Below are 25,255 nucleotides of genomic sequence, written 5' to 3'. Positions count from 1 at the left end.
CCTCACGACTCCAGGCGGACGCGGGCCGGCTGCGCCCGCTTGCGCCGGATGCGCCAGACCAGCCGCAGGAGCAAGAGGGCCAAAAGAACGATCGGCAGCCAGGGCAGGCTCGCGACAGTGAACCGCAGCGCGGAGGCCGCGCTCTCGCCGAGGATCGGTCCGCTGCGGGACCACACCTCCTGCACCGGAGCGAAGGCACCCGCCCGCGCCCGGCTGGTGCGGAAGGCCACGGTGACGACCTCGGTGTCGACCCGCTCGCCGAGGGTGCGGCGCGCCCCTTCCGCCTCCTCGATCTGGTTCTGGACCTGGGCCAACTCGCCCGCGATCTTGATCAGATCCTCGGCGCGGTTGTCCGGCTTCTCGGCGAGCGCGGTCAGGCGGGTGCGATAGTCGTTGAGCTGTGCGAGACGCCGGCCGGTATCAGCGATGGCGGCGGTGAGATCCTCGGCACGGGTCGCCTGCTCGATCAGCGCGACGTCCTCCGCCGCCTCGCCCGGCAGGGGCGCGGTGACGAAGGCGACGTAGCCGGCGACCGACGCGTGCGGAAGCCGCACCTCGATCCGCGCCTGTGGCTGGCGCGTGCCGCCGCCGTCCCGGATCGAGGCGTTGAGCAGCGTGCAGCCCGCGGACTCGTTGAGGCAGCGGTCGCGCACGGCGGTGAAGTGCGGCGCAACCCGGTCGGGCGCGAGCCCGATGGTAAGGTCGTGCCGATAGGCGAGCTTGGCCGCGCCTCCCTGACGCGCCGCGGACACGAACGGCGCGGGGGCTGCCGCCTCGGCCGCCTCTCCGTCCTGCCGCAGCTCGCGCCGGGTGTCGGAACAGCCGGCGAGGAGGGCGAGCACGGGAATGGCCGCGAGCAGAAGCCCGCGCGGCAGCCACCCTCCGGCCTCGCCTCGGCTCATCCGCGCAGAGCGGCGGCGACCGCGTCCTGATCGAACCCCTTGAGGCCGATGACGACGAGGCGCCCCTCGCGGGACTCCGAGCCCTTCCACGGGCGGTCGTAGTGGGAGGCGACGCGCCGGCCCACGCCCTGCACCACGAGGCGCATCGGCTTGCCCTTCACCTCGGCAAAGCCCTTGATGCGCAGCACGCCCTCGGTCTCGGCAGCCCGCTCCACGCGGGCGGCAAGGTCTTCCGGACTGCCGGCGACGCCGACCGGGATCGCGACCGATTCGAAGTCGTCATGGTCGTGATCCTCGCCCTCACCGTGATGCGAGGGGCGGGCGTCGAGATCGTCCTCGGCCGCCGCCGCGATGCCGAGCAGCACAAGCGGGTCGAGGCGGCCGTGCTCGGTCGCGACGATCTCGACCGCGCGCGGCAGGTGCGCCTCGATCTCGGCGCGGACCTTGTCTCGGCCCGCCTCGTCGAGCAGGTCGGATTTGTTGAGCACCACGAGGTCGGCGCAGAGGATCTGGTCCTCGAACACCTCCTCCAGCGGATTGTCGTGATCGACCGATTGGTCCGCGGCGCGCTGGTTGGCGAGCGCATCCGGGTCCTCGGCGAACATTCCGGCGGCGACCGCCGGGCCGTCCACCACCGCGACCACGCCGTCCACGGTGACCCGAGAGCGGATCGCCGGCCACTGGAAAGCCTGGACCAGGGGCTTGGGCAGGGCGAGGCCGGAGGTCTCGATCAGGATGTGTTCCGGCGGCTCGGGTCGGTCGAGAAGCTTGGTCAGCGCCGGCACGAAGTCGTCGGCGACCGTGCAGCAGATGCAGCCGTTCGGCAGTTCCACCACCGAATCCTCGTCGCACCCCTCGATGCCGCAGGCGGCGAGGAACGAGCCGTCGAAGCCGAGATCACCGAATTCGTTGACGATGATGGCGAGCCGACGCCCGCGGGCCTTCTCGACGGTGTGGCGCACAAGCGTCGTCTTGCCGGCTCCGAGGAAGCCGGTGACGATGGTGCAGGGAATTTTTTCGATGAGGCTCATGGCTCTAAGGCGTCCGGTTCGGGGCCGCCTTGAGCGGCGGGATGCGGGCGACGACGCCCTTGCGAAATGCCTCGGGCCGCTCGCGCCAGGGCACGACGCCGTCGGGGGTCTCGAGGTAGCGGCGCAGGCCCGCCAGGAGGGTGCGGGCGGAGGTCTCGGCGTCTTCCAGAGCGTCGAAGTCGCCGTAGACGTAGGTCCAGCGGTTCGGTGAGGCGACTGCGACGGTGCAGGGCCGCTTGCAGACCGAGAGGCACTCGGCGCCCTCGATCGTCAGGCCCGGCACCGGCGCGCGCCCGGCTTCCGCATGCAGCGCGGCGAGGAGCTTGGCCCCGGCGCGCGGCTCGGAGGCATCGCCTGCCGCGCGGCAGGTGGTACAGACCGACAGGATCGCGGTGTCGGGATCAGGCATTGGCACGGGTGCCCGCCTCGCGGCCGAACAGCCCCCAGGCCCAGCCATAGGCCAGCCCGATCACCGCCCAGAACACGAAGCCGATGGCGAGCGAGCGCGCGGCGAACTGCGCGGCCGCGGCCGGGGGCACCTGCGAGGAGACGGTGTCGACCGATTGCGGCGCCCCGGCAAGATGCGGCGCGACGATCAGGACGAGCCCCCCCAGGATCGTCAGCGGCACCCGTCGCACGGCGATCAGGTAGAGGCCGAGCCCGGTGGCGATCACCGTCATCAGCCACCAGGACTGGCGCAGCACGAGCGGCGCGGCGCCCATGCCGGGCAGTTCCGGCGGCAGGCCGATGGCGGGGGCGAGCGCCACCGCGAGGAAGCCGGCGATGCCGACGACGAGCCCGCTCTGCGGCGTCGGCTCGCGGCGCAGGGCCAGCATCACCGCCGCGAGCAGCAGCGCGTAGCCGACGCCGCCGACCAGGGTGGCAAGGCCGGTGAAGGCCATGCGCTGCAGGCCCGGCGCGGGCTGCCATTCCTCCGCCTTGCCGTGGTCGTGCCCCCCCTCGCCGTGCGCATGCGCGTGGGCCGGGACGATCAGGGCGGCGAACGGGGCATCGGGGGCAGCATCAAGGAAAGGTGCGAGGGCGGCATGCGCGCCCTCGCCCTCGTAGGTCTCCGCCTGGAGAATCAGCGGGGAGGTCAGCGCGAGCTGAAGGCCCGTCGCGACGACGGACGCGAGGAAGCCGGCGACGAGCGCCGCCGACAGCAACCGGGCGATCATGGAACCGCTAGAAGCCGCGCGGATCAGTGGCAGGGGAAGTTCTGCGCGTGGCGGAAATCGTGCGCCGCGTTGTGCAGCACGGTGGCCGGAGCGAAGCCCGCCACGAAGACGAGACCAAGGCCGAGGAAGGCGGCGACGAGCAGGGCGCGGGCGCCGTCGGCCGAACGGGTGGTGGCCTGGGTCTGAAGGGTCGCAGTCGTCATCGGGTCACGGGCTCCGGCCGCCCCACCGGCGGCGTTCGAGGACATAAAAATCGCCGGACGGCAGGTCTCCTGGCTCGCGGCTGGTATCGTGCCTGCCGCCTTCCCGGATCACCCGGTGGCTCGTGGCAGGAACTCACCGCTTACAGTTGCGGGGGCAGCCGCGGAATCGAGGCTTTCAAAAAACCTCTCACCGCATTCCCTTTTCACCCCGTCGCCGGGGCACCGTCACGGAGCGGTCATAGCCTGATGCGGACGGACGCACAACGTGTCCCGCACCGGCCGCAATCACCGCAGCGCCCAGAGGAAGGCCGCCACCGCCGCCAGACCGAGCCCGCTGCGGACCGCGTGCAGCCGGATCCAGCGTTGCATCAGCGGCGCCACGACCGGATCGGTACTCGATGCAGCGAGCAGGGCGCGGTTGGTCGGCATGATCGCAAGCAAAGTGTAGGGCCAGTTGGCGAGCGCGAGCGCCGACCCGAGCCCCCATCTTAGATCGCCGGTACGCGCCCAGGCGAGCAGACCGAGGGCGGTGGCGGCCAGCGCCAAGCCGCCCTGCATCCGGGTCGCGCGGCGATAGCTCGGGCGCCATTGCTGCAATTGGGAAGCCGGGTCGAGGACGAGCCGGGCCGGATGCTCCACGAAGCCGACATAGAGCGCGGCGCCGGCAAAGGCCGCCGCCGCGACGAGGGCGAGTTCACCGATCAGCATCGTGGTCTCCCGGTTGTTCGCCGCTCCGGCGTTCGCCGGCCCGCTCGCCGATGGTCCGCACGAGGGCGCGGGCCGCCTCGAGCGCCGCAGGGTCGAGATCGCGGGCGAGTGCGGCCGCCCAGGGCGCCTGCCGCGCCGCCGCCGCCGCGTAGGCATCCCGGCCGGCGGGCGTGAGGAGAACGAGGCGGGCGCGCAGGTGGTGGGGATTGTCCGCGAAGCTCACGAGGCCCGCTTTCGCCAACTCATTGACCGTCCGCTGCACGCCCTGGCGCGTCATGCCCATGTCGCGGGCGATGCGGGCGACCGGCAGCGGCTGGGCGGCGAGCGCGACGGCGCCTAGAACCTGCCAGCGGGCGCTGGTGAGGCCGAGATCGCCCACTAGCCGATCGCCGGCGGCCAGCAGCAAGCCGCTGGACCGGAAGATCTCCAGCACCAGAGCCGTCGCAGCGTCCGCAGCCTCGTGTTCCGACCGTTTCATGACAATATGCTGCCGATTTGACAGCATATTGTCAACAGGCTCGCTTTGACGCGCTGGCGGCGCGTGAGGCAAAGGGTGCAGATGCTTCAGGCCGCCCCTCGGATGACCCTGGTGCTCGGCGGTGCGCGCTCGGGCAAGAGCGCCTATGCCGAGCGGCTGATCGAGGCCTGTCCCGCCCCCTGGCTCTACATCGCCACCGCACAGGCCTGGGACGAAGAGATGCGCTCCCGCATCCACGAGCACAGGGCGCGGCGCTCGGAGTCTTGGCGGACCCTCGACGTGCCGACGGCGCTGCCGGAGGCGGTGGCCGCCGCGACGGGGCCGGTGCTGGTCGATTGCCTCACGCTCTGGCTCACCAACCTGCTGCTGGCCGAGGCCGATCTCGACGCGGCCACCGAGGCGCTGGCGCGAGCCTGCGCCGCGGCGCCGGGCCCGCTGGTGCTCGTCGCCAACGAGGTCGGCCTCGGCATCGTGCCGGACAACGCGCTGGCCCGCCGCTTCCGCGATGCGGCCGGGCGGCTGCACCAGCGGCTCGCGCGTGAGGCCGACCGCGTCGTGCTCACGGTTGCTGGCCTGCCGCTGACGGTCAAACCCTCACGCGAGAATCCTTGATGACCGAAGACGATGCGCGTCACCGCGAAAAGATGGCCAAGCGCAAGGCGGTGCAGGACGCCGAGGTCGCCTCGAAAAAAATCGAGAAGGGCCTGCTCATCGTCCATACCGGCCCGGGCAAGGGCAAGACGACGGCCGCGCTCGGCCTGGTGCTGCGCATGCTCGGGCGCGGGCACCGGGTCGGCGTGGTGCAGTTCATCAAGGGCGCCTGGGACACCGGCGAGGCGCGCGCGCTCAAAAGCTTCGGCGACCAGATCGCGTGGCACGCGCTCGGCGAAGGCTTCACCTGGGAGACGCAGGACAAGGCCCGCGACATCGCCGCCTGCCGCAACGCCTGGGAGACGGCGCGGGCGCTGATGGCGGACGCCAGCATCCGCCTGCTCGTTCTCGACGAGCTGAACATTGCCCTGCGCTACGACTACCTCGATCTCGACGCGGTGCTCGCCGACCTCGCCGCGCGGCGTCCCGACCTCCACGTCGTCGTGACCGGCCGCAACGCCAAGCCGGCGCTGATCGAGGCCGCCGACCTCGTCACCGAGATGGGCAGCGTGAAGCACCACTTCTCGGCGGGGGTGAAGGCGCAGGAGGGGATCGAGTTCTGAGCTTGCATTCGCTCGGTCAATCCCGTCGGCGTCGCGCCGCAGGATCGCTTCGCGGACGCTCGCGACGGCGGCGCTAGATCCACTCCGTCATTGCGGGGCGAAGCCGAAGCGATCCAGAAGCAGAGCCGGAGCCGGATGAAGCTTCCACATTATCCGGGTCCAGCATCTCCTCGAACGGGACGCGGCCTGGGCCGCGCCCCATCCTCCGAGAATATTCAGTACTCGATGATGTCTTCGAGCGCGTAGTGCTTGACCGTCTTGCGGTTGGCGATCAGCTCGTCGATCGTCGGCTCGCCCTTCATCGCGCGGGCGATGGCGAGCTTCGTCGCCTCGTAGTTGGTGCGGTAGAGATCCTTGCGGTCGAGGTTCTCGTCCTTGGCGCAGCGCTCATCGAGCCAGATCGTGATGATCATGCACAGCTCGTCGAGCCCGTCCTTGGGCAGAATGCCCTCGATCACGCAATCGACGATCGCATCACCCGTGGCCGCCTGAACCACGCCGCCGAGAAGCTCGGCGTACTCGGCCGTATGGATCGTGACCTTGGTGGTCATGATCGTGGAGGGGCGCACGAGCTGGTTGAGGTCGCGCACCACGAACATGCGGGTATGGCCCTGGACCTGCCCGAGCATGCCGGCGAAGGCATGGCCCACGGGGCCGCGGGTGGAGCCGATCAGCACCTCCGGCATCGCGTCGGTGAACTGCCCTTCGGCCGCGAGCACGGTCGCCTCGCCGGTGCGGAACCAGATCTCGGACATGTGGGTCATCCCTTGCGTATCGTGTGACGTCGCGCCCGGCGGGCGGTCGGCGCGCAGACATCATCCCCGGCCGCCCGCGTCAATCGTCTTCGCCGGGCATCGTCGCCGGGCAGGACGATCGCTCGTCACGCGCGCAGGCCGACGAAAGCTCCGACCGGAGCGCCCCTGGTCTGCGGGAGCAAAACCCTCCATGTCAGCTCCGCCACGGACGGAAAGGATCGATCGATGAGCGAGCCCGGCAAGGGCAGCGGAATGGGCGGTGGAATGGGCAGCGGTGCGGGCAGCGAGCGCGGATGGAGCCTGTCCGCCACGCCGGAGGGCGAGGGCGTGCGCCTGGAGCTGGGCCTGCCCGATCTCGGCGGCCGCCCCGTCACCGCGGTCATCACCCTCGACCGCGTCGAGGCGCGGGCCTTCGCCCGGGCGCTGCTCGCCGCCGCGGGCGACGCGACGGAGCGGACCTTCGTCAGTCCGCAGGAATCCTGAACAAGTGCCCTGGCCGCCGATCCCGATCAGCGCTGCGTGCGCCGTCCCGGCAGGCGGGGCACCACCGTGCCGCGCGGCTCCACCGGCGCGTCGCAGGCGTAGGCGAACTCGGTCTGCAGGTCGCTGAACACCGTCTCGCCGGTAATCCTGCAATCCTCGCGGACGGTTTCGTCGAGATAGGTGCGCGCCGCGGTGCGGAAGCGCGCGGCCCGTGTCTCGGCGGGAGGGCGGCCTGCGCCGAGCCCACCGACATCGCAGCCGGTCACCTCGCGCAGGGCGTTCGAGACCACCAGAACCCGGCGGCGCTGGCGGTTGTCGTAGATCTCGTAGGGCTCGTTGCAGCCGATCGTGACGACCTGCGGCACCTGGGAGACGTAGGTCTGCGAGATGTAGCCGAAGCCGGTACAGCCCGAGACGGAAAGGCTCGTACCCAGCGCGAGCGGGAGCGCGAGTCGCCGAACTGTCGTCGCCATCTGCCGCCTCATACGCGCGCCATTGTCCGCCCGCGAGGGGCGCGAACCGGCGCATTGAAACAGTCCAGCTTGCCCGGTCAAGCCGGCGGGCACACGATCGCCCACCAGCCCCGCGGCATCGCGGGCTGCACGGGCCCGTGACGGATCGCTTCGGAACGGGCCGCCGGGACCGCCGCGTTGCCTGACGGATGGCTTCGCGGCAAGGCGCGGCAAGGTGCGGAAGGGCGCGGAAGGGAAGGACGGGCGGCATGGTGGAGATCCGGCACGACACGGTGACGGCGAACGGCGTGCAGCTGCACGTCGCGCGGACGGGCACGGGCCGGCCGCTGGTGCTGCTGCACGGCTGGCCGGAATTCTGGCTCACCTGGGAGCCGGTCATGGTGCGGCTGGCCGACCGCTTCAGCCTGATCGCGCCGGATCTGCGCGGCTTCGGCGCCAGCGAGAAGCCGGATCCCGGCCCCTCGGACCAGGCCGGCCCCGAGGTGCACGCCGCCGACATCCTGGGCCTTCTCGACGGGCTCGGGATCGAGCGGGCGGGCCTCGTCGGTCACGATGTCGGCGCCTCTATCGGCCAAGCACTCGGGCGCACGAACCCGGACCGTCTCACCGGCCTGCTCTTCTTTGACTGCCCCTATCCCGGCATCGGTCCGCGGCTGGCGCAGCCGGAGATGCTGGCCGAGATCTGGTACCAATCCTTCCACCTCAAGCCGTTCGCGGCGGAGGTGGTCGGCGCCAGCCGCGGGAGCTGCCGCGCCTATATCGGCCACTTCCTGCGTCACTGGGCCGGCGGCAACCCGGCCGCGTTCGACGACGTGCTCGACGCCTTCACCGACAACTTCCTGGCGCACGGCAACCTTCAGGGCGGCTTCAACTGGTACCTGAGCCAGCAGGAGGCCCGGCTTGCCATGCTGCAGGGTGAATCCCCCGCCCTGCCGCCGATCCGCGTGCCGACTTGCATCCGCTGGGGCACGCAGGACCCGCTGTTTCCCTACGCCTGGACCGATCGCCTCGGCGAAACATTCTCCGATCTCGATCTCGCTCCCTTCGAGGGCGCCGGGCACTTCCCGCACCGGGAGCGGCCGGACGCGGCGGCGAAGGCGATCGCGGACTTCTTCGAGCGGATCGGGGACTAACGACGGTATCGGCGCGAAGCCTGCCATCGACGGAAAACAGGCCGAACCGGTCGTACGTTCGAGAGCCCAAGATAATCCTTCATGTTCGAACGCGGTCGGCGCGAGCGAACTCGCCGGCAGCACGCAATAAACGGATCATTATTCCGTTGACCCGGCGCGTTGGTCACGGCGACATTGATGTGCGGTCCAGCCTCGACTGCGCTCATCCGGAACAGCCTCCCGAGCGGGACTGATCTGCGGCGGGCGATCAGCGACGGCGGACTGTCCCAACCTTCCTGAACACATCCTCCCGGAGCACTCGCGGCTCCGGACGACCTCGGCTGCCCATTCCGGAGCTTGTCCCGTGCTGCGCAAACCCGCCCTCCTGCTCACGATCGCCGCTGGCATCCTCGTACCGACGGGCCTGTCGGCCGCGCCGGACCCCGCGGCCAAGCCGCTCAAGGACGGCGCGACCAGGGAGGCCAGATCGAACACGAGCCAGGAAAGCCCCCTCGTCTCGACCGAGTGGCTGGAGAAGAACCTCGATGCCAGGAACCTCCGGATCGTCGAGGTCAGCGTCGAGCCGGGCGTGTTCGAGCGCGGCCACATCCCGGGCGCCCAGAACGTCGTCTGGCACACCGATCTCGTCGAGACGGTGAGCCGCGACATCGCCGGACCGGACAAGTTCACGGCGCTGGCGCGGCGCCTCGGCATCGACGGGGACACGACGGTGGTGCTCTACGGCGACAACAACAACTGGTTCGCCGCCTGGGGCGCCTGGGTGCTCGCCCAGTACGGCCTCGTCGACAACGTCAAGCTGCTCGATGGCGGTCGCAAGAAGTGGGAGGCCGAGAAACGCCCCCTCGACACGCGCAATGCCGAGGTCGCGCCCTCGACCTTCACGGCGCAGGCGCCCTCGCCGAAGCTACGGGCGCGCTTCGCCGACGTGCTGGCAGTCGCCAAGCGGGAGCGCGACGAGCAGATCCTCGACATCCGCTCGCCCGACGAGTTCAGCGGCAAGGTCATCGCCCCGGCCGGCATTCAGGAGTTGGCGATCCGCGCGGGCCACATCCCCGGCTCGGTCAACATTCCCTGGTCCAAGGCGGTGAACCCGGACGGCACCCTGAAGTCCAAGGAGGAGCTGAAGGCCCTCTACGCGGCGGCCGGCATCGACGGATCGAAGCCGATCATCACCTCCTGCCGCATCGGCGAGCGCTCGAGCCATTCCTGGTTCGTCCTCAGCCGGATCCTCGGCTACGACGCGCGCAACTACGACGGCTCCTGGACCGAGTACGGCAACGCCGTCGGCGTGCCGGTGGTCAACCTCGCCGGCACCGTCTGGGGCGGCAAGTGAGAGCCGCGCCTTCGGGAGAGGCGCTGCCTCTCCCAACGCGAAGCGTGAGCGCGCCCGGAGCCGGGCGCGCTCTTCCCGTTCGAGCAACCCTCGCCGCGGCGATCGCCGTCGGGCTGGCCGCGGCGGCTTGGCGCCTCTCGGGCGAGCCGGGCGGTGCGCGGTTCGCCCTGTCGCTCGTCTTCGGCGCGCTGTTCGGCTTCGTGCTCCAGCGCAGCCGATTCTGCTTCTACTGCCAGTGGCGCGATTATCTGGTCGGGAGCGACCCGCGGGGGATGCTCGGCATCCTGGCGGCCCTCGCGGCCGGCGTGGCGGGCTACGCCGTGGTGCTCGGCGCCTGGATGCCGGACCCGTCGGGCACCCGCCTGCCGCCGGACGCGCATATCGGCCCCGTCGGGCCGGTTCTGATCCTGGCCGGGCTCAGTTTCGGCGCCGGCATGGCGATCTCCGGCTCCTGCATCAGCGCCCATCTCTACCGCCTCGGTGAGGGCTCGCCGACAGCGCCCTTCGCGCTTCTCGGCACCGGGCTCGGCTTCGTTCTCGGCTTCGTGAGCTGGAACCCGCTCTACCTCGCCAGCCTCTCCGAGGCGCCCGTGCTGTGGCTGCCGCGCCATCTCGGCTACGGGCTGAGCCTCGCGCTCTCGCTGGCCCTGCTCGCCGCCCTGGCCTGGCCGCTCCTGCGCCGTCTGCCCGCACCGGAGGCGCCGACCCGGGTCGATCCGCTCCGGGCCGTGTTCGTGCTGCGCTGGCCGGTCTGGCTCGGGGGCCTCGCGGTCGGGGCACTCGGAACGCTGGCCTATCTGCGGGTCGGCCCGCTCGGCGTCACCGCGGAGATCGGCGGCCGCGCCCGGCAGGCGGCGGGGGCGCTCGGCCTGCTGCCGGATCGCCTGGAAGGGCTCGACACCTTCCGCGGCTGCGCCACGGCCGTGCGCGATGCTCTTCTGACGCCGAACGGCCTGTTCATCGGCGGCCTCGTGCTCGCCGCCTTCGCTGCGGCTCTCATCGCCGACCAGTTCCGGCCCGCCCTGCCGACGCGGGGACAAGTCGTGCGCGGCCTGACCGGCGGCGTGCTGCTCGGCTGGGGCGCCATGACGGGGCTCGGCTGCAGCGTCGGCACGCTGCTCTCCGGCATCATGGCCGGCGCCGTCTCAGGTTGGGTGTTCGGTTTCGCGATGTTCGCCGGAGCGGCAGCGATGCTGTGGTTCGGGCGGCGAACGGGGCTTCTCGCCTGACGCCGATCGCGCGAGCCCTACCCCCGCGAAATCATCTCGCGGATGCGCAGGCCCAGCGTCTCGACCACGAACGGCTTGGTCAGCACCGCCATGCCGGGTTCGAGGTGGCCGTTGCCGACCGCCGCGTTCTCGGCATAGCCGGTGATGAACAACACCTTGAGATCGGGGCGCGAGACGCGGGCGGCATCGGCCATCTGGCGGCCGTTCATGCCGCCGGGCAGGCCGACATCGGAGATGAGCAGGTCGATGCGTACGTCCGATTGCAGCACCTTCAGGCCGCTGGCGCTGTCGGCGGCCTCGATCGCGGTGTAGCCGAGATCCTCCAGCACTTCCGTGACCAGCATCCGCACCGTCGGCTCGTCATCGACCACGAGCACCGTCTCGCCCTGCTCAGCCCGGGGCGCGTCCACCAGGGGTCCGAGCGGTTCGGATTCCTCCGCCTCGCCGTCGAAGCGGGGCAGGTAGATGCAGACCGTCGTGCCCTGACCGAGTTCGGAGTCGATCCGCACATGTCCGCCCGACTGCTTGGCGAAGCCGTAGATCATCGACAGCCCGAGCCCGGTGCCCTGGCCGGTGGGTTTGGTCGTGAAGAACGGGTCGAAGGCCTTGGCCCGCACCTCCGGGGTCATGCCGGTGCCGGTGTCGGTCACGCACAGCGATAGATACTGGCCCGACGGCATGTCGTGCTGGCGCGCGGCTTGCGCATCGAGCCACTTGTTGGCGGTCTCGATGGTGATGCGGCCACCGTCCGGCATGGCGTCGCGGGCGTTGATGCAGAGGTTCAGCAGCGCGTTCTCGAGTTGCGGCGGGTCCACCAGCGAGGGCCAGAGCCCAGCGGCGCCGACCACGTCGATGGTGATGGTGGGCCCCACCGTGCGGCGGATCAGTTCCTCCATGCCGGCGACCAGCCGGTTCACGCCGGTGGGCTTGGGGTCGAGCGTCTGGCGGCGGGAGAAGGCGAGCAGGCGGTGGGTCAGCGCGGCCGCCCGCCTGGTCGCCCCCTGCGCCGCGCTCATGTAGCGGTCGACGTCCTTGAGCCGACCCTGGCTGATGCGGGTCTGCATCAGCTCCAGGCTGCCCGAGATGCCGGCGAGCAGGTTGTTGAAGTCGTGGGCGAGGCCGCCGGTGAGCTGGCCCACCGCCTCCATCTTCTGGCTCTGGCGCAGGGCCTCCCCGGCCTCGGCCAGAGCCCGCCCCTGCTCCTTGATCGCGGTCACGTCGCGCACCGAGGCGTAGATGAGGCCCTGGCGCGGCACGGTGTTCCAAGAGAACCAGCGATAGCCGCCGTCCCGGGCGCGATAGCGGTTCTCGAAGCCGAGCTGCATCTCGCCCCGGGCGAGGGCGGCGGCGGCGGCGAGGGTCAGCTCCCGGTCCTCGGGATGGACGAAGTCGAGGAAGGGGACGGCCTTCAACTCGGCCTCGCTCCAGCCCAGGGTCGCGCTCCAGGCCGGGTTGAGACTGACGAAGCGCCCGTCGAGATCGGCCACGGCCAGAAGGTCGCTCGAGGCCTGCCAGATCTGGTCGCGCTCGGCGGTGCGCGCGGCGACCTGCTCCTCCAGTGTCTCGTTGAGCCGGCGCAGGAGCACGATGGCCCGGTCGCGCTCCTCCGCCAAGGCGCGGCGCTCCTCCACGTCGATGAGGACGCCGGGGAAGCTCAGCGGCGTCCCGTCGGGGGCGTGATCGACCCGGCCATTGGCCTCGATCCAGTAGTAGCGGCCGTCCGCCCGCCGCACCCGATACTGATGGGCGTAGGCGCCGCCGCGGGCGATGGCCTCCCCGATCGCCTCCGCCAGCCCCGCCTTGTCGTCGGGATGGACCGTCTCGACCACCTGGGCGAGGCTCAAGCCCTCGCGGCCGAGCGCCGGATCGAGGCCGAAGGCGCGAGCGAAGGCCTCGTCCACGGTGAAGCGGTCGGTGGTCAGGTCCCAGAGCCAGGTGCCGACGATGGCGCCGGCCGAGAGCGCGAGCTGGACCCGCTCGGCGTTGACGCGGGCCAGCGCCTCGCTCTCCCGCAGCCGCCGCTCGACCTCGATCCGCTCGGTCACGTCGAGTTCGGCCACCACGCCGCCGACGATGGCGCCCGCGCGATCCCGGATCGGCGCGGCGTTGTTGAGGAACAGCCGCCGTCCGCGGCGATCGAAGCGCTCGATCTCCACGAGCTCGCCACGCACCGTCTCGCCGTGCAGCAGGGCGCGGGCCATGGCCCATTCCTCGGCGCGCAGGCGCTCGCCCGTCTCCGGCCAGTAACCGACCCAATCGCCGTAGCCTTCCCAGCTCGCGGTTTCCGGCGGCATGCCCCAGATCTCGCGGTTGGCGGGATTGTCGCGCACGATCCGCCCGTCCGCATCGGCGATGATCACGCCGACCGGCAGCCCCTCCAGGGTCGCCGTCAAGAAGGCCTCGCTTCGGCGGAGGGCCGCCTCGCCCTCCCGCTGGAGGGCTTCGGTGCGGACGCGCTTGGTCGTCTCATTGGTGAAGATGAACAGGCCGGCGATGCGGCCCTCCCCGTCGAGCACCCGCGAGTAAGAGAAGCTCCACCACGTCAGCGCCTCGCCCCTGTCGGTGGCGAGCGTCCAGGGCAGGTCCTCGAAGCGCCGGCTCTTTCCGGCAAAGGCGTCGTCGATGATCGGCTTGGCCTGGTCCCAGGCATCGGCCCAGACCCGGTCGAAGCGCTCGCCCATCGCCCAGGAGAGGCGGGGGCCGAGCAGCGGGAAGTAGGTGTCGTTGAAGAAGAAGTGCAGATCCGGACCCCAGGCCAGGATCATGCTCTCGGGCGAGTTCAGGATGAGGCTCAGCGCCGTGCGCAGCGACTCGGACCAGGTCTGTGGGGGGCCGAGGGGATGATCCGTCCAATCGCGCTCGGCGATCATGCGGGCGGCCTCGCCGCCGCCAGCCAGGAACGGGAGGGATTCGGTCATGCCCGACCGGCTTTACACAGGTAAAGCTTGGTCGGACAGAGCCATCTCAGATCATGCCGCGCGCCCGCGCCGCCCTTCCACCAGCCACATCGCCAGCAAAGCCGCGGCGAGCGCCGCCAGGGCCCACAGGCCGATGCCGAGGGGATAGACCTCGACGCCGCGCACGGTGGCGCTGTCGCTCGGGCGGAAGCCGATCCAGTCGGCGCCGCCTAAGCGCCCACCGCGGGTGATCTGGAGACGGGGCACCTCGATGCCGCCGCCCGCCGCTACCCGGCGTACCGTTCCGCCGGAGCCCTCGGCCACCGCCTTCAGCCGCTCGGTGTCGCTGAACACGTCGGCGAGCTCGCGCGGATTGGCCGGGCCGACGCTGACGAAGGCGGCGAGGTTGCCCGAACGGATGGTGTGGAGGCCGAGCTGCTCGGCCTCGAAGGTTGCGGTGAACAGGCCGGTCTCCGCCTTCGTCAGGTCGAGGCTTCGCTCCTTGCCGGTCGGACCCGTGATCGTCACGGGACCGGCCTCCTCGGACATGGTCTGGCGCTCGACGCGGACCTCGCGACCGCGGCCGGTGGTCTGAGCGCGCAGAGCCTCCTCTTCGAGCGCCGGCTCCTTCATCAGCCAGTGGGCGAGGCGGCGCAGCAGGTCGAGATAGGGGCCGCCCTGCTGGTAGCCGCGGGCCCAGAGCCAAGCCTGGTCCGACAGCATCAGGGCAACGCGGCCCTTGTCCTCGCGCGACAGCGCCAGCAACGGCAGGCCGTTGGCACCCGACAGGATCGGCTGCACGCCCGGCCGTGTCTGCGCCGAGATGATGCGCAGCCAGTCGCCCCAGGCCGGCGGGTTCGCCTCCGAACCCGGCAGCGCCCTGGTGACGGGGTGGCGGTGTCCGGTCTCGGTGAGATTGGCCTTGAAGGGCTGCTCGACCACCTTCGCCGAGGGATCGCCGGGAAGGATCGTCGCGAGCCGGGTGCGGGCGAGGCTGGCGGGACCGGCGAATTCCGGCCCGGCGGCGATGAGGAGAGCGCCGCCCTCGCGGACGTAGCGGACGATGTTGTCGAAATAGGCCTGCGGCAGCACGCTCTGGTTGGCGTAGCGGTCGAAGATAATGAGGTCGAAATCCTTGATCTTCTGGACGAACAGCTCGCGGGTGGGGAAGGCGATCAGCGAGAGTTCCGAGATCGGGGTGCCGTCCTGCTTCTCCGGCGGCCTGAGAATCGTGAAGTGGACGAGATCGACGGAGGCATCCGACTTCAGCAGGTTGCGCCAGGTGCGCTCGCCCTGGTGCGGCTCGCCGGAGACGAGCAGCACCCTGAGTTTTTCGCGAATGCCTTCGATCGGCAGGACGGCTCGGTTGTTCACCGTGGTGAGTTCACCCGGGAGCGGCTCGACCTCGATCTCGACCACGTTCGGGCCGCCGTGCTCGATATGCATGGTGAGCGAGAACGGCACGCCGGTCGCGATGCTCTGCCGGTCGATCTCCTCGCCGTCGCGGCGCACGGTGACGATCGCCGTACCGGTGCCGCCGCGCTCCATCACCTCACCGCGCAGGGTCACATCCTTGCCGACGATGCCGAAGCGAGGGGCCTCCAGCATCTTGATCTGGCGGTCGCGCTCGTCCGGCCGACCGGTGACGAGGACGTGCAGCGGTGCCTTGAGCCCGAGGATGTCGAGCGAGGCGGGGATATCGTGCACCACGCCGTCGGTGAGCATCACCACGCCGGCAATCCGCTCCGGCGGCACGTCGGCCAGCGCCTGGGTCAGCGCGGTGAACAGCTTGGTGCCGTCGTCGCCCTCAGCGCCCTGCCCGTCGCCGACCTCGATGAAGCGCGGCTCGATGTTCGTGAGCGCGCCGAAGCGGCGCTCCAGCTCGGCCTTGACCGCATCGGTCATGGCCGGACGATCGCCCAGCGTCTGCGAGCCGGAGCGGTCGACGATGATGGCTGCCACGTCCTTCACCGGGTCGCGGTCCTCGCGCACCAGGGATGGGTTGGCGAGCGCGAGGACGACGAGGCCGAGGGCCACCGCCCGCAGCAGCGCCGTGCGCCCGCGGGCGAGCACCGCGACGACGGCGAGGATCGCGGCGAGCACGCCAAAGGCGGCGAGTACCGGCCACGGGACGAGGGGCGTGAAGCTGAGGCTCAGCATGGGGCGGGGCCTTCAGAAGGAACCACGAAAACCCCTCCCCGCTCTGCGGGCGAGGGTGGCCCTCGCGTGAGCGAGGGTTGGGAGTGGGGAGCGCCATTTCCGCAAGCGTCGCCCCCTCTCACGCCTGCTCCGCGGGCACCCTCCCCCGCCGGGGGGGAAGGGTTCGATACTCGGCGTGGTCGCGCGGTAAAAATCACTGTCCCAACCGCTCCAGCAGGGCCGGCACGTGGACCTGATCGGCCTTGTAGTTTCCGGTCAGCGTGTAGATCACGATGTTGATGCCGCCGCGGAATGCCATCTCGCGCTGGCGCTGGTCGCCGCCGGTGACGGGGTAGAGCGGCTCGCCGTTGCGGCCGACCGCCCAGGCGGCGGCCAGATCGTTGCCGGTGATGATGATCGGCGTGACGCCGTCGCCCGCCCGGGCCGGGCGGCGCTCGCCGCCCTCGCCTGCCGGTGGGATCGTCTCGACCCAGGTCTGACCGGTGCCATAACGGCCGGGAAAGGAATCGACGAGGTAGAACGCCTTGGTCAGCACGTGGTCCTGGGGCACGGGCTCGAGTTCCGGCACTTCGAGGGTGCCAAGCATCTTACGAAGATAAGCCGTCTCCGGGGTCGGCGGGCCGTTCGCGCGGGCGGTCTGGGCGTCGCGGGTGTCGAAGATCACCGTGCCGCCGTTCCTCATGAAGGCATCGATCTTACGGATCGCCGCTTCGCTCGGCTGCGGACGCCCGGCCACGATCGGCCAGTAGATCAGAGGGTAGAAGGCGAGTTCGTCCTTCTCCAGGTTCAGGCCCGCGGGCTCGCCCGGCTCCAGGGCGGTGCGGGCAGCCAGCATCTGGCTCAGGCCCGAAAGGCCGGCCTGGCTCGCGGCGTCCGTCGCGGCATCACCCGTGACGACGAAGGCGAGGCGGGTGGCGAGCGCCGATTCGATGCCGTTGGGCCGGCTGCCCGGCGCCCCCTCGGCCCTTGCCGGGGGCGGCGCGAGGAGGGCGAGGCCGAGCAGCACCGGCAGGAGGAGAGCGGCGGTTGCCGCTCGCCCGCGCACGAGACGGCCGGAATGACGAAAAAAGCCGCCGAGCCAGAGGCCAGCCAGGGTGTCGAGGGCGAGCAGCGCCAGCGCGAGGCTGAACAGGAGCGCGCGCAGATCCAGCGTCTCGGCACCGGCGAGTGAGCCCATCCGGGCGCCCTTCAGAGCGGAGAGATCGAGGGATTCGAGCCGATCGCCCGGCACCAGCGCGTTGACGGCGATGCCACCCTCCGCCGTGCCGTAGAAGCCCGGCGGGTGCTCGGGGCCGGCGTGGTCGGCGAAGTCGGCCGGCACGGCGGTGGCGCTGGCGGGCGGCGAGCCGAGCGCGCCGAAGCCGTCGAGGGTCAGGCGCGGAGCCAGCAGCGCGGCTTTCGCCTGCCGGCCGTCGCCCTCGCCGAGCTTGGCCGAGGGGCCGGCGAGCCCGACGACCCGGCGCAGCATGTCCACGAACAGCCCCGACAGCGGCAGGTTCGACCATGTGGTGTCGGCGGTCACATGAAACAGCACGATGAGCCCCTGCCCCCGCTTCTCGGCCGTGACGATCGGCGTGCCGTCCTGGAGCGCTGCCCAGGTCTTGCCCGGCAGATCGCCGTCGGGTTCGGCGAGGATCTGGCGGCGCACGCCGATATCGGCGGGCGGATTCAGGCCGGCGAAGGGGCTCTCGGGCGCGAAGGCCGCGAGGGTCTTCGGCCGGTCCCAGGAGAGGGTGCCGCCGAGCGAGCGTCCACCCCGGCGCAGGCGCACCGGCACGAGCGGATCGTTGCCGGCGGCGAGCCGGGGCCCGGCGAAGCGCAACAGCAGGCCACCCTCGTCCACGAATTGTTCGACACGCGCGAGCGTGCGGTCGTCGAGCGCGCCGACATCGGCGAGCGCCAGCACCGAGACCTGATTGTCGAGCATCTGGCCGATGGATTCGGCCGTGCCCTGGCCGGGGCGGGGCTGCTGCACGTCGGCGAAGGGGGTGAGCGCCTTGGCGAGGTAGTAGGTCGGCGCGAGCAGCGGCTGGGCCTGATCGAGCGTGCCGCCGAAGACGAGTCCGACCCGGCGGCGCTTGCCGCGCTCGTCCATCAGCACCACGGCGCCGGCCGAGCGCTCGCCCTCGATCTCGAGGCGGGCGATGGCGTTGCGCAGTTCCACCGGCAGGTCGAAGCTGACGCTCGTCTCGCGTGCCTCCGGCTCCAGGGTGAAGCGGCTCTCGGCCAGCGGCAGACCCTTCTGGTCGAGCGCCCGCACCAGCCCGGCATCGCGGCCATTCGCTTCAGCCCGCAGCACCTGCGCCGAGAGCTTGTCACCGGGCTGCACCGGCGAGCCTTCGAGCGCCAGCGCTGGGGACCGCTCGGCCTTCAGCACGGTCACCGCACTGCCGTGGCGGCTCGCCAGCTCGCCGAGCACTGTCGCGAAATCGCCTTTTCCCGTGCCGCGGACGCCGTCGCTGATCCAGACGATCGAGGCGCCGGGCATCCGCTCCAGGAAGGTGCCGATCGAGGCCAGATGCGCGTCGCGGTCGCCGAGATGCGGGCGCGGCTGGATCGCCCGCAGGCGCTCCAGGGCGGCGGCCGGGGACCGCGCCTCGAAAGGCGCAGGTGCCTCGGCGCTGGCGACCAGCGCCACCGGGCGCCCGTCGCGGGCGGCGGCCTCGACCTCGTCGGTGGCCGCGCGCAGGCGGTCGCGCCAATCATGGGCGGCGACGAAGCCGTTATCGAGGATGAGGAGCAGCGGGTTGCGCCCCGCGGCGGCGCCGATCCCGCCGGGATTCCATACGGGCCCAGCCACCGCGAGGATCAGGCAGGCGGCGGCGAGAATGCGGAGAAGCAGCAGCCAGGGCGGCGTGCGGGCCGGGGTCTCGCGCTTCGGCAGCAGGTCGGCGACCAGCGCCAGCGGTGGGAAGTGGATGCGGCGCGGGCGCGGCGGCGTGACCCTCAGCAGCACCCACAGAGCCGGCAGCGCGACGAGCGCGGCGAGCGCGAGGGGAGCGGCGAAGGTGAGCGGAACTCCGAACAATGCGGTTCGCCTTTCAGCCGAGCCCGCGCGCGGCGGCGACGAGGGTGAGGAGCCGCAGGGCCGCCTCGCTCGCCGGCCGGTCGGTGCGGTGGATCGTCAGCGTCCAGCCCCGCTGCCGGGCGATCTCGGACAGGCCGTCGCGGTGCGCGGCGATGCGCGTGCGATAGGCCTCGCCCCAGGCGCCCGCCTCGCCGATATCGAGGCTCAGGCCCGCTTCCGGATCGTGCAGTACGGCCTGACCCGTGAAGGGGAAGGTCTCCTCCACCGGATCGGCCACCAGCACGAGGTGCCCGCGGTTGCCGTGGACGGAATTGGCCTGCACCGCCTCCCGCACCCGGTCGAGGGGGTTTAGGAAATCGCTCACCAGCACCACTTCGTCGAAGCGGCCCGGGCTCGAAGGCGGCGGTAGGTCCTGGGTCAGCCCGGCCCGGTCGTTGACCAGCGCCTGGGCCAGAGTCTCGACGATGCCGCGCGAGGCGCTGGCGCGGGTGAGCCCGAGCAGGCCGACGCGCTCGCCGCCCTCGACAAAGGTGTCGGCCAGCGCCAGCCCCAGCACCAGCGCACGCTCGACCTTGGAGGTCTGGGCCAGTTCCGAGGCGAAGCCCATGGAGGCGGAGCGATCGATCCAGATCCAGATGTTGTGGGCCGCCTCCCACTCGCGCTCGCGCACGTAGAGCCGGTCGTCGCGGGCCGAGCGGCGCCAATCGATGCGCGCCGCCGCCTCGCCGGTGACGAAGGGGCGGAATTGCCAGAAGCTCTCGCCCGGCCCGGCGCGACGCCGCCCGTGCAGGCCGTGCGCCAGGGTGCCGGAGACGCGCCGCGATTCCAGCACGAGGCGCGGCATCACCTCGGCGAGCGCCAGCGCGCCGCCGGTCTCGGGTCCGCCGGGGCGGCGGCTCTCGGCCTCGACGAGCCGGGTGGAGGCCATCCGCAGCGGGCTCAGAGCTTGGCGGCGAGCTGGCCGATCAGGCCGGTCACCGTCTCGCCGTCGGCCCGCGCGGCGAAGGTCACCGCCATGCGGTGCTTGAGCACCGGTTCGGCCAGCGCCTTCACGTCCGCGACGGAGGGCGCGACGCGGCCCTCGATCAGCGCGCGGGCGCGCACCGCCAGCGTCAGCGCCTGGCTCGCGCGGGGGCCCGGCCCCCACAGCAGCTTTTTGGCAATGGCCGGGTCGCCACCTTCCGGTCTCGCCGAGCGCACGAGGTCGAGGATCGCATCGACCACCGCATCGCCCACCGGCAGGCGCCGCACCAGGCGCTGCGCCGTGAGCAATTGCTCGGTGTTCATCACGGTCCTGGCCCGCGCATCCTCGACACCGGTGGTCTCGATCAGGATGCGGCGCTCGGCGGCGCGGTCCGGGTAGCCGACATCGATTTCCAGGAGGAAGCGGTCGAGCTGCGCCTCGGGCAGCGGATAGGTGCCCTCCTGCTCGATCGGGTTCTGCGTCGCCAGAACGTGGAAGGGGCGCGGCAGGTCGTGGCGCTCACCCGCCACCGAGACGAAGTGCTCCTGCATCGCCTGGAGCAGGGCCGATTGCGTGCGCGGGCTGGCGCGGTTGATCTCGTCGGCCATCAGGAGCTGGGTGAAGACCGGCCCCTTGACGAAGCGGAAGGAGCGGCGGCGCTCGGCATCCTCGTCCAGGATCTCGGTGCCGAGGATGTCGGAGGGCATCAGGTCCGGCGTGAACTGCACGCGGCGGGCATCCAGCCCGAGAACCGTGCCCAGCGTCTCCACCAGCTTGGTCTTGGCCAGACCCGGCAGGCCGACCAGGAGGCCGTGACCACCGGCCAGGATCGTGACCAGCGCCAGATCGACGATCGCCTCCTGACCGAAGATGACCCCGTGGATCGCCTCCCGCGCCTCATGAATCGCGGCGAGGCAGGTCTCGGCGGTGGCGACGATTCCGTCGTCGAGGCTCGTAGTGCTGGCCGGTCCGGCGCCCTGTGCCATGAAGTGAACCTTGCGATGACCGGGCTCGGATGCCCGGAAAGTGCTTGAGTCTGGCGCCGAACGCGGGCCGAACGCAAGCGCGGCGCTGCCGCGCGGCAGAACGGCACTATATGGGCGCTCCAGGCGCGAAGGGCAGGACGCCCGCGACATCGTGCATCGTGGCGGGGTTCAGGGCCCAGCAGCTCGGGGAGGCGAGACCGGATGACGGACGAGGAGCGCACGGCCTTTCCCGACGGCTGGGAGGCCTTCACCGATCCGGGCTTCATCGCCCATGTCGGGCCGGTCTATCACCGGACGGTCGAGGGCACGAAAGCGTTCGCCTTCCGCACGGACGAGCGGCACGGCAATCTCGTCGGCATCGTCCATGGCGGCATGCTGCTGACCTTCGCCGATCGGGCGCTCAGCATCGTCGTGCGCGACGCCTGCGACGGAGCCCGTGCCGTGACCGTCGAGATGTCGAGCCAGTTCGTCGGCGCGGCGCAGATCGGCGACCTGATCGAGACCGTGCCGGAGATCGTGCGGAAGACCTCGTCCCTCGTCTTCGTGCGCGGGACGCTGACCAGCGGCGGCCGGCCGCTGGCGGCGGTGACGGGAATCTGGAAGGTTCTGCGGGAGAAGCCCGGCGACAAGTCATGACCCAGAGCACATCCGACGATCCGGCGCTGGCCCGCCTCAGTGCCGCCCTCGGCGAGATCGGCAAACGCGGCCTGCCGCCGGTGGAGAAATGGAACCCGGAGCCTTGCGGCGCGATCGACATCCGCATCGGTGCCGACGGCACGTGGTTCCACAACGGCTCGGCGATCCGGCGGCCCAAGCTCGTCAGGCTGTTCGCCTCGATCCTGCGTAAGGAACCGGACGGCTCGACCGTGCTCGTCACCCCCGCCGAGCGGGTGCGCATCACCGTCGACGACGCGCCCTTCAACGCCGTGGAGATGGCGGTGGAGGGTGAGGGCGAGGCGCGCCGCATCGCCTTCCGCACCAACGTGGACGACCTCGTGCCGGCCGATACCGACCACCGCTTGCGCTTCGAGGACGGGGCGGAGGGTCTGAAACCCTATCTCCACGTTCGCCGCGGCCTCTGGGCCCTGGTGAGCCGCCCCCTCACCTATGACCTCGTGGAGATGGGCGAGGAGCGTGAGATCGACGGGCAGGCGTGGTTCGGCCTCTGGGCCGGCGGCCATTTCCACCGCATCGCCCCCGCGGGCGAGGCCGCATGAGGCTGGCTGAGGCAGCGACAGGGTCCTCGGAGGCGAAGTCTGCGGAGGCAAGGTCTGTGGGGGATGGACCTGCGGACGTGTACGGCCTCGACGCCTTTCTCGCGCGGGCGGAAACCCGCTTGAGCCACGTGCCGCCTGGGCCGGGCGTGCCTCTGTCGAATCCCCGCGGCGACCACGACCTTCAACCCGAGGGCTTCGCCGTCGCGCCCACCACGCCGCACCGGCCGGCTGCGGTGCTGGTGCCGGTGATCGACCGACCCGAGGGCGTGACGCTGCTGTTCACGCGGCGGGCGGCGCATCTGCGCGATCATTCGGGCCAGGTCGCTTTCCCTGGCGGCAAGGTCGATCCCGAGGACACCTCGCCGATCGATACCGCTTTGCGTGAGGCGTGGGAGGAGATCGGCCTCGAGGGCGGTGCGGTGCGCCCGCTCGGCTACCTCGATCCCTATCTGTCGGGCACCGGCTTCCTCGTGGTGCCGGTGGTCGGCCTCGTGGCGCGCGACGCCGTCTTGCGGCCGAACCCGGCGGAGGTCGATGCGGTGTTCGAGGTGCCGCTCGCCTTTCTGATGGACCCGGCGCGGCATCTCGTCCGTTCCGCGGAATGGAAGGGCCGGACGCGCTATTTCTACGCCATCCCCTTCGCGGAACACCTGATCTGGGGCGTCACGGCGGGGATCGTGCACAACCTCCAAGAACATCTCTATCCCTGAACGTCTCGACGCTTGACGGGCGCCCTACGGCCCCTCGCAGATTGCGCCACCCATGCTCCGCCTCGTCCTTCAGGAAATCCTCCTGTTCTCCCTGCCCTTCCTGGCCTTCGCAGGCTGGCTGCTGTTCGCCCGGCGCTCGCCGCTCGATCATGCGGAGTGGAAGCCGCAATGGACACGGCTGATCCTGGCCGGGCTGTTCATCGTCGTCGCCTCGCTGGTCATGGCCGGACTGACCGGTGAGCGCACCCAGGACGGCTATGAGCCGCCGCGCTATGAGAACGGACGGCTGGTGCCGGGCCATTTTCGATGAGCGCCGACACGCTTTCCCTACCCCTTCCCCCACCCCTTGCCGCGGACGGCCCCGCTCGCCTCCTGGCCCGGGAGGGTGTGCAGGCCTGCCTCGCGGCGCTCGATGCGCCCGGCGAGGAGACGCGTCTCGTGGGCGGCTGCGTTCGCGACGCGCTGCTCGGCGCAAATGTCAGCGATATCGACCTCGCCACCACCTTGCTGCCGGAGGCGGTGATGGCCCGCGCCCGCGCTGCCGGGATCAAGGCGGCGGCGACGGGGATCGAGCACGGCACGGTCACCCTCGTCGTCAGAGGCGAGCCGCATGAGGCGACGACCCTGCGCGAGGACGTGGAGACCGACGGGCGTCACGCGGTGGTGCGCTTCGGCCGCGACTTTTCGCGGGATGCCGAGCGGCGCGACTTCACCATCAATGCGCTCTCGCTCGATCCGGACGGGTGCCTGCACGACACGACCGGCGGTGTCGCCGACCTCGCCGCCGGCCGGGTGCGCTTCATCGGCGACGCCGCGACCCGCCTGCGCGAGGATGCCTTGCGGCTGCTGCGCTTCTTCCGCTTCCACGCCCGTTACGGCAGCGGCGCGCCGGATGAAGAGGGGCTCGCCGCCTCCATCGCGGCCCGCGACAGCCTGGATCGGCTCTCGCGGGAGCGGGTGCGCACCGAATTCCTGAAGCTGCTGCTTGCCCCTCGCGCCGTCGATGCGGTGGCCGCTCTGAGCGAGACCGGCCTGCTGCTGCGCATCCTCGGCGGCGTTGGCGAACTCGGGCGGTTCGCCCGCAGCGCGGCGGTCGAGCCGCAACTCGACGCCACCGCCCGTTTCGCGGCGCTCACCGTGCGCACGACCGAGGACGCGGACCGGCTGCAGGCAAGCCTTCGCCTGTCGCGGGCCGAGCACGCGCGCCTCACCGGCTACGCCGCGGCACTCGCGGTCCTTCACGGCCGGCCAACGATCGAGGCCGACGCGGTGCCGGCTCTGGTCGCCACCCACGGCGCCGGGCCGCTTCGCGAGGTGCTGATCGCCCTCGACGGCGAGCCGCGCCCGCTCGTGACGCCGGAAGCGCGCGCAAGGCTCGATCGGATGGAAGCCGCCGGAACGCGGCCGGTTTTCCCCGTGACAGGCGCCGACCTCGTTGAGCGCGGCGTGCCGCCGGGCCGGGCGGTCGGCGCGGGGTTGAGGGCGGCCCGGGAACTCTGGCTCGCCAGCGGATGCCCGGACGATGCCGAGGCGCGCGAGCGGCTGATCGTGCGGGCGCTGGACGTGGCGCGGCTGTCCCGGTCCGGTGACGATCGAGCCGGCTGAGTGTCTCTCACAAAACTCCCGCCGCGCTTTCGTCGCCAAAGCGAGAACGGTCGGTGACCGGGAGTTTTGTAAGGCACTCTGAACCGGAAACAAGAAAGGCGCCGGTCTCCCGGCGCCTTCCAAAATCCGAAACTCCGAGACGATCAGAGGCTCAGCGTGTGCCTGGCTTCCTGCATCTGAACGATCTGAGCGTTCAGAGCCTCGCGCTTGGCGTAGTCCTGGGTCGCATCGCGGGCGAGTTCCGCCGCCTCGATTTCCTTGTCGATCATGGCGGGGGTGAGTTCCTCGATCGGGGCGGCGCGCTCGGCGAGAACCGTCACGCGCGTCGGTCCGATATCGGCGAAGCCGCCCTGGACATAGATGCGCTTGCCGTTGCCGGCCGTCTCCGTGACGGTGATGACGCCGACCTTGAGGGCGGTCAGCACCGGGGCGTGACCCGGCAGCACGGTCATCTCGCCCTCGACGCCGGGAAGCTGCACCGCCTCGACCTCACCGGAATACAGCGTCCGCTCGGGGCCGACGAAATCGAACTGGAAGGTGGCCATGCGTCAGGTGTCCGCGAGAGGTT

General features: G+C 71.1%; 26 protein-coding genes and 1 riboswitch. Of the genes, 11 read left to right on the top strand and 15 right to left on the bottom strand.

Annotation, left to right across the window (positions count from 1 at the left end; translation table 11 throughout):
- Nucleotides 1-2: 2 nt before the first annotated feature.
- The 7 genes from FHU13_RS04475 to FHU13_RS04445 form a co-directional block, all read right to left on the bottom strand.
- The gene (locus tag FHU13_RS04475; RefSeq protein WP_183434634.1) at nucleotides 3-902 is read right to left on the bottom strand and encodes a DUF4349 domain-containing protein; all 900 of its coding nucleotides are present in this window, start codon (nucleotides 900-902) and stop codon (nucleotides 3-5) included.
- Complete coding sequence (gene cobW, locus FHU13_RS04470; RefSeq protein ID WP_183434633.1) at nucleotides 899-1,933, bottom strand: cobalamin biosynthesis protein CobW; 1,035 nt, start codon at nucleotides 1,931-1,933, stop codon at nucleotides 899-901. Before cobW ends, FHU13_RS04475 begins: the two co-directional genes overlap by 4 nt.
- Before the next feature lie 4 nt (nucleotides 1,934-1,937).
- Nucleotides 1,938-2,342 carry a DUF1636 domain-containing protein gene (locus tag FHU13_RS04465; RefSeq protein WP_183434632.1) on the bottom strand — a complete coding sequence of 135 codons (405 nt, stop codon included), beginning with the start codon at nucleotides 2,340-2,342 and terminating at the stop codon, nucleotides 1,938-1,940.
- Nucleotides 2,335-3,111: a CbtA family protein gene (locus FHU13_RS04460; protein WP_183434631.1), complete on the bottom strand. Its 777-nt coding sequence runs from the start codon at nucleotides 3,109-3,111 to the stop codon at nucleotides 2,335-2,337. The genes FHU13_RS04465 and FHU13_RS04460 overlap by 8 nt, the downstream gene beginning before the upstream one ends.
- Nucleotides 3,112-3,134: 23 nt before the next feature.
- The gene (locus FHU13_RS04455; RefSeq protein ID WP_183434630.1) at nucleotides 3,135-3,314 is read right to left on the bottom strand and encodes a CbtB-domain containing protein; all 180 of its coding nucleotides are present in this window, start codon (nucleotides 3,312-3,314) and stop codon (nucleotides 3,135-3,137) included.
- A gap of 41 nt (nucleotides 3,315-3,355) precedes the next feature.
- A riboswitch (cobalamin riboswitch) is annotated at nucleotides 3,356-3,556 on the bottom strand.
- Nucleotides 3,557-3,599: 43 nt separating this feature from the next.
- Nucleotides 3,600-4,022: a DUF1772 domain-containing protein gene (locus FHU13_RS04450; RefSeq protein ID WP_183434629.1), complete on the bottom strand. Its 423-nt coding sequence runs from the start codon at nucleotides 4,020-4,022 to the stop codon at nucleotides 3,600-3,602.
- Nucleotides 4,009-4,500: a MarR family winged helix-turn-helix transcriptional regulator gene (locus tag FHU13_RS04445; RefSeq protein ID WP_183434628.1), complete on the bottom strand. Its 492-nt coding sequence runs from the start codon at nucleotides 4,498-4,500 to the stop codon at nucleotides 4,009-4,011. The genes FHU13_RS04450 and FHU13_RS04445 overlap by 14 nt, the downstream gene beginning before the upstream one ends.
- An 81-nt stretch (nucleotides 4,501-4,581) precedes the next feature.
- Here FHU13_RS04445 and cobU point away from each other — a divergent pair, with 81 nt between their 5' ends.
- Together cobU and cobO are read left to right on the top strand one after the other, a co-directional pair.
- Complete coding sequence (cobU, locus tag FHU13_RS04440; RefSeq protein ID WP_183434726.1) at nucleotides 4,582-5,112, top strand: bifunctional adenosylcobinamide kinase/adenosylcobinamide-phosphate guanylyltransferase; 531 nt, start codon at nucleotides 4,582-4,584, stop codon at nucleotides 5,110-5,112.
- Entirely contained in the window at nucleotides 5,112-5,714 is a 603-nt protein-coding gene (cobO, locus tag FHU13_RS04435; protein WP_183434627.1) for a cob(I)yrinic acid a,c-diamide adenosyltransferase, read from the top strand. The genes cobU and cobO overlap by 1 nt, the downstream gene beginning before the upstream one ends.
- 215 nt (nucleotides 5,715-5,929) lie before the next feature.
- Here cobO and fae read toward each other — a convergent pair whose 3' ends face one another.
- The gene (gene fae / locus FHU13_RS04430) at nucleotides 5,930-6,469 is read right to left on the bottom strand and encodes a formaldehyde-activating enzyme (protein WP_026105577.1); all 540 of its coding nucleotides are present in this window, start codon (nucleotides 6,467-6,469) and stop codon (nucleotides 5,930-5,932) included.
- A 225-nt stretch (nucleotides 6,470-6,694) separates the two neighbouring features.
- On the opposite strand from fae, the gene FHU13_RS04425 reads away from it, so the two are divergent.
- Complete coding sequence (locus FHU13_RS04425; protein ID WP_183434626.1) at nucleotides 6,695-6,952, top strand: hypothetical protein; 258 nt, start codon at nucleotides 6,695-6,697, stop codon at nucleotides 6,950-6,952.
- Between the two features lie 26 nt (nucleotides 6,953-6,978).
- Here the strand turns inward: FHU13_RS04425 and FHU13_RS04420 are convergent, their stop codons facing one another.
- Nucleotides 6,979-7,425: a hypothetical protein gene (locus tag FHU13_RS04420; protein WP_183434625.1), complete on the bottom strand. Its 447-nt coding sequence runs from the start codon at nucleotides 7,423-7,425 to the stop codon at nucleotides 6,979-6,981.
- A gap of 248 nt (nucleotides 7,426-7,673) precedes the next feature.
- On the opposite strand from FHU13_RS04420, the gene FHU13_RS04415 reads away from it, so the two are divergent.
- The 3 genes from FHU13_RS04415 to FHU13_RS04405 all read left to right on the top strand — a co-directional run bounded on the left by FHU13_RS04415 (nucleotide 7,674) and on the right by FHU13_RS04405 (nucleotide 11,120).
- Nucleotides 7,674-8,558, top strand: a complete 885-nt coding sequence (locus FHU13_RS04415; RefSeq protein ID WP_183434624.1) for an alpha/beta fold hydrolase — start codon at nucleotides 7,674-7,676, stop codon at nucleotides 8,556-8,558.
- Between the two features lie 343 nt (nucleotides 8,559-8,901).
- Entirely contained in the window at nucleotides 8,902-9,891 is a 990-nt protein-coding gene (locus FHU13_RS04410; protein WP_183434623.1) for a sulfurtransferase, read from the top strand.
- 44 nt (nucleotides 9,892-9,935) lie between these two features.
- Complete coding sequence (locus FHU13_RS04405) at nucleotides 9,936-11,120, top strand: YeeE/YedE family protein (protein WP_312889546.1); 1,185 nt, start codon at nucleotides 9,936-9,938, stop codon at nucleotides 11,118-11,120.
- Between the two features lie 17 nt (nucleotides 11,121-11,137).
- On the opposite strand, the gene FHU13_RS04400 is transcribed toward FHU13_RS04405, so the two are convergent.
- From FHU13_RS04400 to FHU13_RS04380, 5 genes are all read right to left on the bottom strand, one after another.
- Entirely contained in the window at nucleotides 11,138-14,038 is a 2,901-nt protein-coding gene (locus FHU13_RS04400) for a PAS domain S-box protein (RefSeq protein WP_183434621.1), read from the bottom strand.
- A gap of 51 nt (nucleotides 14,039-14,089) precedes the next feature.
- Nucleotides 14,090-16,177, bottom strand: a complete 2,088-nt coding sequence (locus tag FHU13_RS04395) for a hypothetical protein (protein WP_183434620.1) — start codon at nucleotides 16,175-16,177, stop codon at nucleotides 14,090-14,092.
- Nucleotides 16,178-16,370: 193 nt separating this feature from the next.
- On the bottom strand, nucleotides 16,371-19,205 hold the full coding sequence (locus FHU13_RS04390) for a DUF4159 domain-containing protein (RefSeq protein WP_183434619.1): 2,835 nt from the start codon (nucleotides 19,203-19,205) through the stop codon (nucleotides 16,371-16,373).
- Nucleotides 19,206-19,218: 13 nt separating this feature from the next.
- Nucleotides 19,219-20,133, bottom strand: coding sequence for a DUF58 domain-containing protein (locus FHU13_RS04385; RefSeq protein ID WP_183434618.1), 915 nt, complete (start codon nucleotides 20,131-20,133; stop codon nucleotides 19,219-19,221).
- Nucleotides 20,134-20,144: 11 nt separating this feature from the next.
- Entirely contained in the window at nucleotides 20,145-21,155 is a 1,011-nt protein-coding gene (locus tag FHU13_RS04380; protein ID WP_183434617.1) for an AAA family ATPase, read from the bottom strand.
- 201 nt (nucleotides 21,156-21,356) lie between these two features.
- On the opposite strand from FHU13_RS04380, the gene FHU13_RS04375 reads away from it, so the two are divergent.
- From FHU13_RS04375 to FHU13_RS04355, 5 genes are read left to right on the top strand one after another with little or no spacing between them, the layout of a single operon-like run.
- Complete coding sequence (locus tag FHU13_RS04375) at nucleotides 21,357-21,791, top strand: PaaI family thioesterase (RefSeq protein ID WP_183434616.1); 435 nt, start codon at nucleotides 21,357-21,359, stop codon at nucleotides 21,789-21,791.
- A complete protein-coding gene (locus FHU13_RS04370) occupies nucleotides 21,788-22,372 on the top strand; it encodes a DUF1285 domain-containing protein (RefSeq protein WP_183434615.1) in 585 nt (194 codons plus the stop codon). The genes FHU13_RS04375 and FHU13_RS04370 overlap by 4 nt, the downstream gene beginning before the upstream one ends.
- Nucleotides 22,369-23,082 (top strand): CoA pyrophosphatase, encoded by a 714-nt coding sequence (locus FHU13_RS04365; RefSeq protein ID WP_409518476.1) that lies wholly within the window; start codon nucleotides 22,369-22,371, stop codon nucleotides 23,080-23,082. The genes FHU13_RS04370 and FHU13_RS04365 overlap by 4 nt, the downstream gene beginning before the upstream one ends.
- Nucleotides 23,083-23,134: 52 nt before the next feature.
- A complete protein-coding gene (locus FHU13_RS04360) occupies nucleotides 23,135-23,392 on the top strand; it encodes a DUF6111 family protein (RefSeq protein WP_183434614.1) in 258 nt (85 codons plus the stop codon).
- Nucleotides 23,389-24,687, top strand: coding sequence for a CCA tRNA nucleotidyltransferase (locus FHU13_RS04355; protein ID WP_183434613.1), 1,299 nt, complete (start codon nucleotides 23,389-23,391; stop codon nucleotides 24,685-24,687). The genes FHU13_RS04360 and FHU13_RS04355 overlap by 4 nt, the downstream gene beginning before the upstream one ends.
- A gap of 143 nt (nucleotides 24,688-24,830) precedes the next feature.
- Here FHU13_RS04355 and FHU13_RS04350 read toward each other — a convergent pair whose 3' ends face one another.
- On the bottom strand, nucleotides 24,831-25,232 hold the full coding sequence (locus FHU13_RS04350; protein ID WP_183434612.1) for a F0F1 ATP synthase subunit epsilon: 402 nt from the start codon (nucleotides 25,230-25,232) through the stop codon (nucleotides 24,831-24,833).
- Nucleotides 25,233-25,255: the final 23 nt, after the last annotated feature.

Origin of the sequence: Methylobacterium sp. R2-1 (assembly GCF_014191355.1) — a bacterium.
Classification (GTDB): Bacteria; Pseudomonadota; Alphaproteobacteria; order Rhizobiales; family Beijerinckiaceae; genus Methylobacterium.
This window is presented reverse-complemented; position numbering and strand designations above follow the sequence as displayed.

What these genes read in the sequence shown, in the direction of transcription:
- FHU13_RS04475 (WP_183434634.1), bottom strand. Translation starts at nt 902, where the DNA reads ATGAGCCGAGGCGAGGCCGGAGGGTGGCTGCCGCGCGGGCTTCTGCTC.
- cobW (WP_183434633.1), bottom strand. Translation starts at nt 1,933, where the DNA reads ATGAGCCTCATCGAAAAAATTCCCTGCACCATCGTCACCGGCTTCCTC.
- FHU13_RS04465 (WP_183434632.1), bottom strand. Translation starts at nt 2,342, where the DNA reads ATGCCTGATCCCGACACCGCGATCCTGTCGGTCTGTACCACCTGCCGC.
- FHU13_RS04460 (WP_183434631.1), bottom strand. Translation starts at nt 3,111, where the DNA reads ATGATCGCCCGGTTGCTGTCGGCGGCGCTCGTCGCCGGCTTCCTCGCG.
- FHU13_RS04455 (WP_183434630.1), bottom strand. Translation starts at nt 3,314, where the DNA reads ATGACGACTGCGACCCTTCAGACCCAGGCCACCACCCGTTCGGCCGAC.
- FHU13_RS04450 (WP_183434629.1), bottom strand. Translation starts at nt 4,022, where the DNA reads ATGCTGATCGGTGAACTCGCCCTCGTCGCGGCGGCGGCCTTTGCCGGC.
- FHU13_RS04445 (WP_183434628.1), bottom strand. Translation starts at nt 4,500, where the DNA reads ATGAAACGGTCGGAACACGAGGCTGCGGACGCTGCGACGGCTCTGGTG.
- cobU (WP_183434726.1), top strand. Translation starts at nt 4,582, where the DNA reads ATGCTTCAGGCCGCCCCTCGGATGACCCTGGTGCTCGGCGGTGCGCGC.
- cobO (WP_183434627.1), top strand. Translation starts at nt 5,112, where the DNA reads ATGACCGAAGACGATGCGCGTCACCGCGAAAAGATGGCCAAGCGCAAG.
- fae (WP_026105577.1), bottom strand. Translation starts at nt 6,469, where the DNA reads ATGTCCGAGATCTGGTTCCGCACCGGCGAGGCGACCGTGCTCGCGGCC.
- FHU13_RS04425 (WP_183434626.1), top strand. Translation starts at nt 6,695, where the DNA reads ATGAGCGAGCCCGGCAAGGGCAGCGGAATGGGCGGTGGAATGGGCAGC.
- FHU13_RS04420 (WP_183434625.1), bottom strand. Translation starts at nt 7,425, where the DNA reads ATGGCGACGACAGTTCGGCGACTCGCGCTCCCGCTCGCGCTGGGTACG.
- FHU13_RS04415 (WP_183434624.1), top strand. Translation starts at nt 7,674, where the DNA reads ATGGTGGAGATCCGGCACGACACGGTGACGGCGAACGGCGTGCAGCTG.
- FHU13_RS04400 (WP_183434621.1), bottom strand. Translation starts at nt 14,038, where the DNA reads ATGACCGAATCCCTCCCGTTCCTGGCTGGCGGCGGCGAGGCCGCCCGC.
- FHU13_RS04395 (WP_183434620.1), bottom strand. Translation starts at nt 16,177, where the DNA reads ATGCTGAGCCTCAGCTTCACGCCCCTCGTCCCGTGGCCGGTACTCGCC.
- FHU13_RS04385 (WP_183434618.1), bottom strand. Translation starts at nt 20,133, where the DNA reads ATGGCCTCCACCCGGCTCGTCGAGGCCGAGAGCCGCCGCCCCGGCGGA.
- FHU13_RS04380 (WP_183434617.1), bottom strand. Translation starts at nt 21,155, where the DNA reads ATGGCACAGGGCGCCGGACCGGCCAGCACTACGAGCCTCGACGACGGA.
- FHU13_RS04375 (WP_183434616.1), top strand. Translation starts at nt 21,357, where the DNA reads ATGACGGACGAGGAGCGCACGGCCTTTCCCGACGGCTGGGAGGCCTTC.
- FHU13_RS04370 (WP_183434615.1), top strand. Translation starts at nt 21,788, where the DNA reads ATGACCCAGAGCACATCCGACGATCCGGCGCTGGCCCGCCTCAGTGCC.
- FHU13_RS04365 (WP_409518476.1), top strand. Translation starts at nt 22,369, where the DNA reads ATGAGGCTGGCTGAGGCAGCGACAGGGTCCTCGGAGGCGAAGTCTGCG.
- FHU13_RS04360 (WP_183434614.1), top strand. Translation starts at nt 23,135, where the DNA reads ATGCTCCGCCTCGTCCTTCAGGAAATCCTCCTGTTCTCCCTGCCCTTC.
- FHU13_RS04355 (WP_183434613.1), top strand. Translation starts at nt 23,389, where the DNA reads ATGAGCGCCGACACGCTTTCCCTACCCCTTCCCCCACCCCTTGCCGCG.
- FHU13_RS04350 (WP_183434612.1), bottom strand. Translation starts at nt 25,232, where the DNA reads ATGGCCACCTTCCAGTTCGATTTCGTCGGCCCCGAGCGGACGCTGTAT.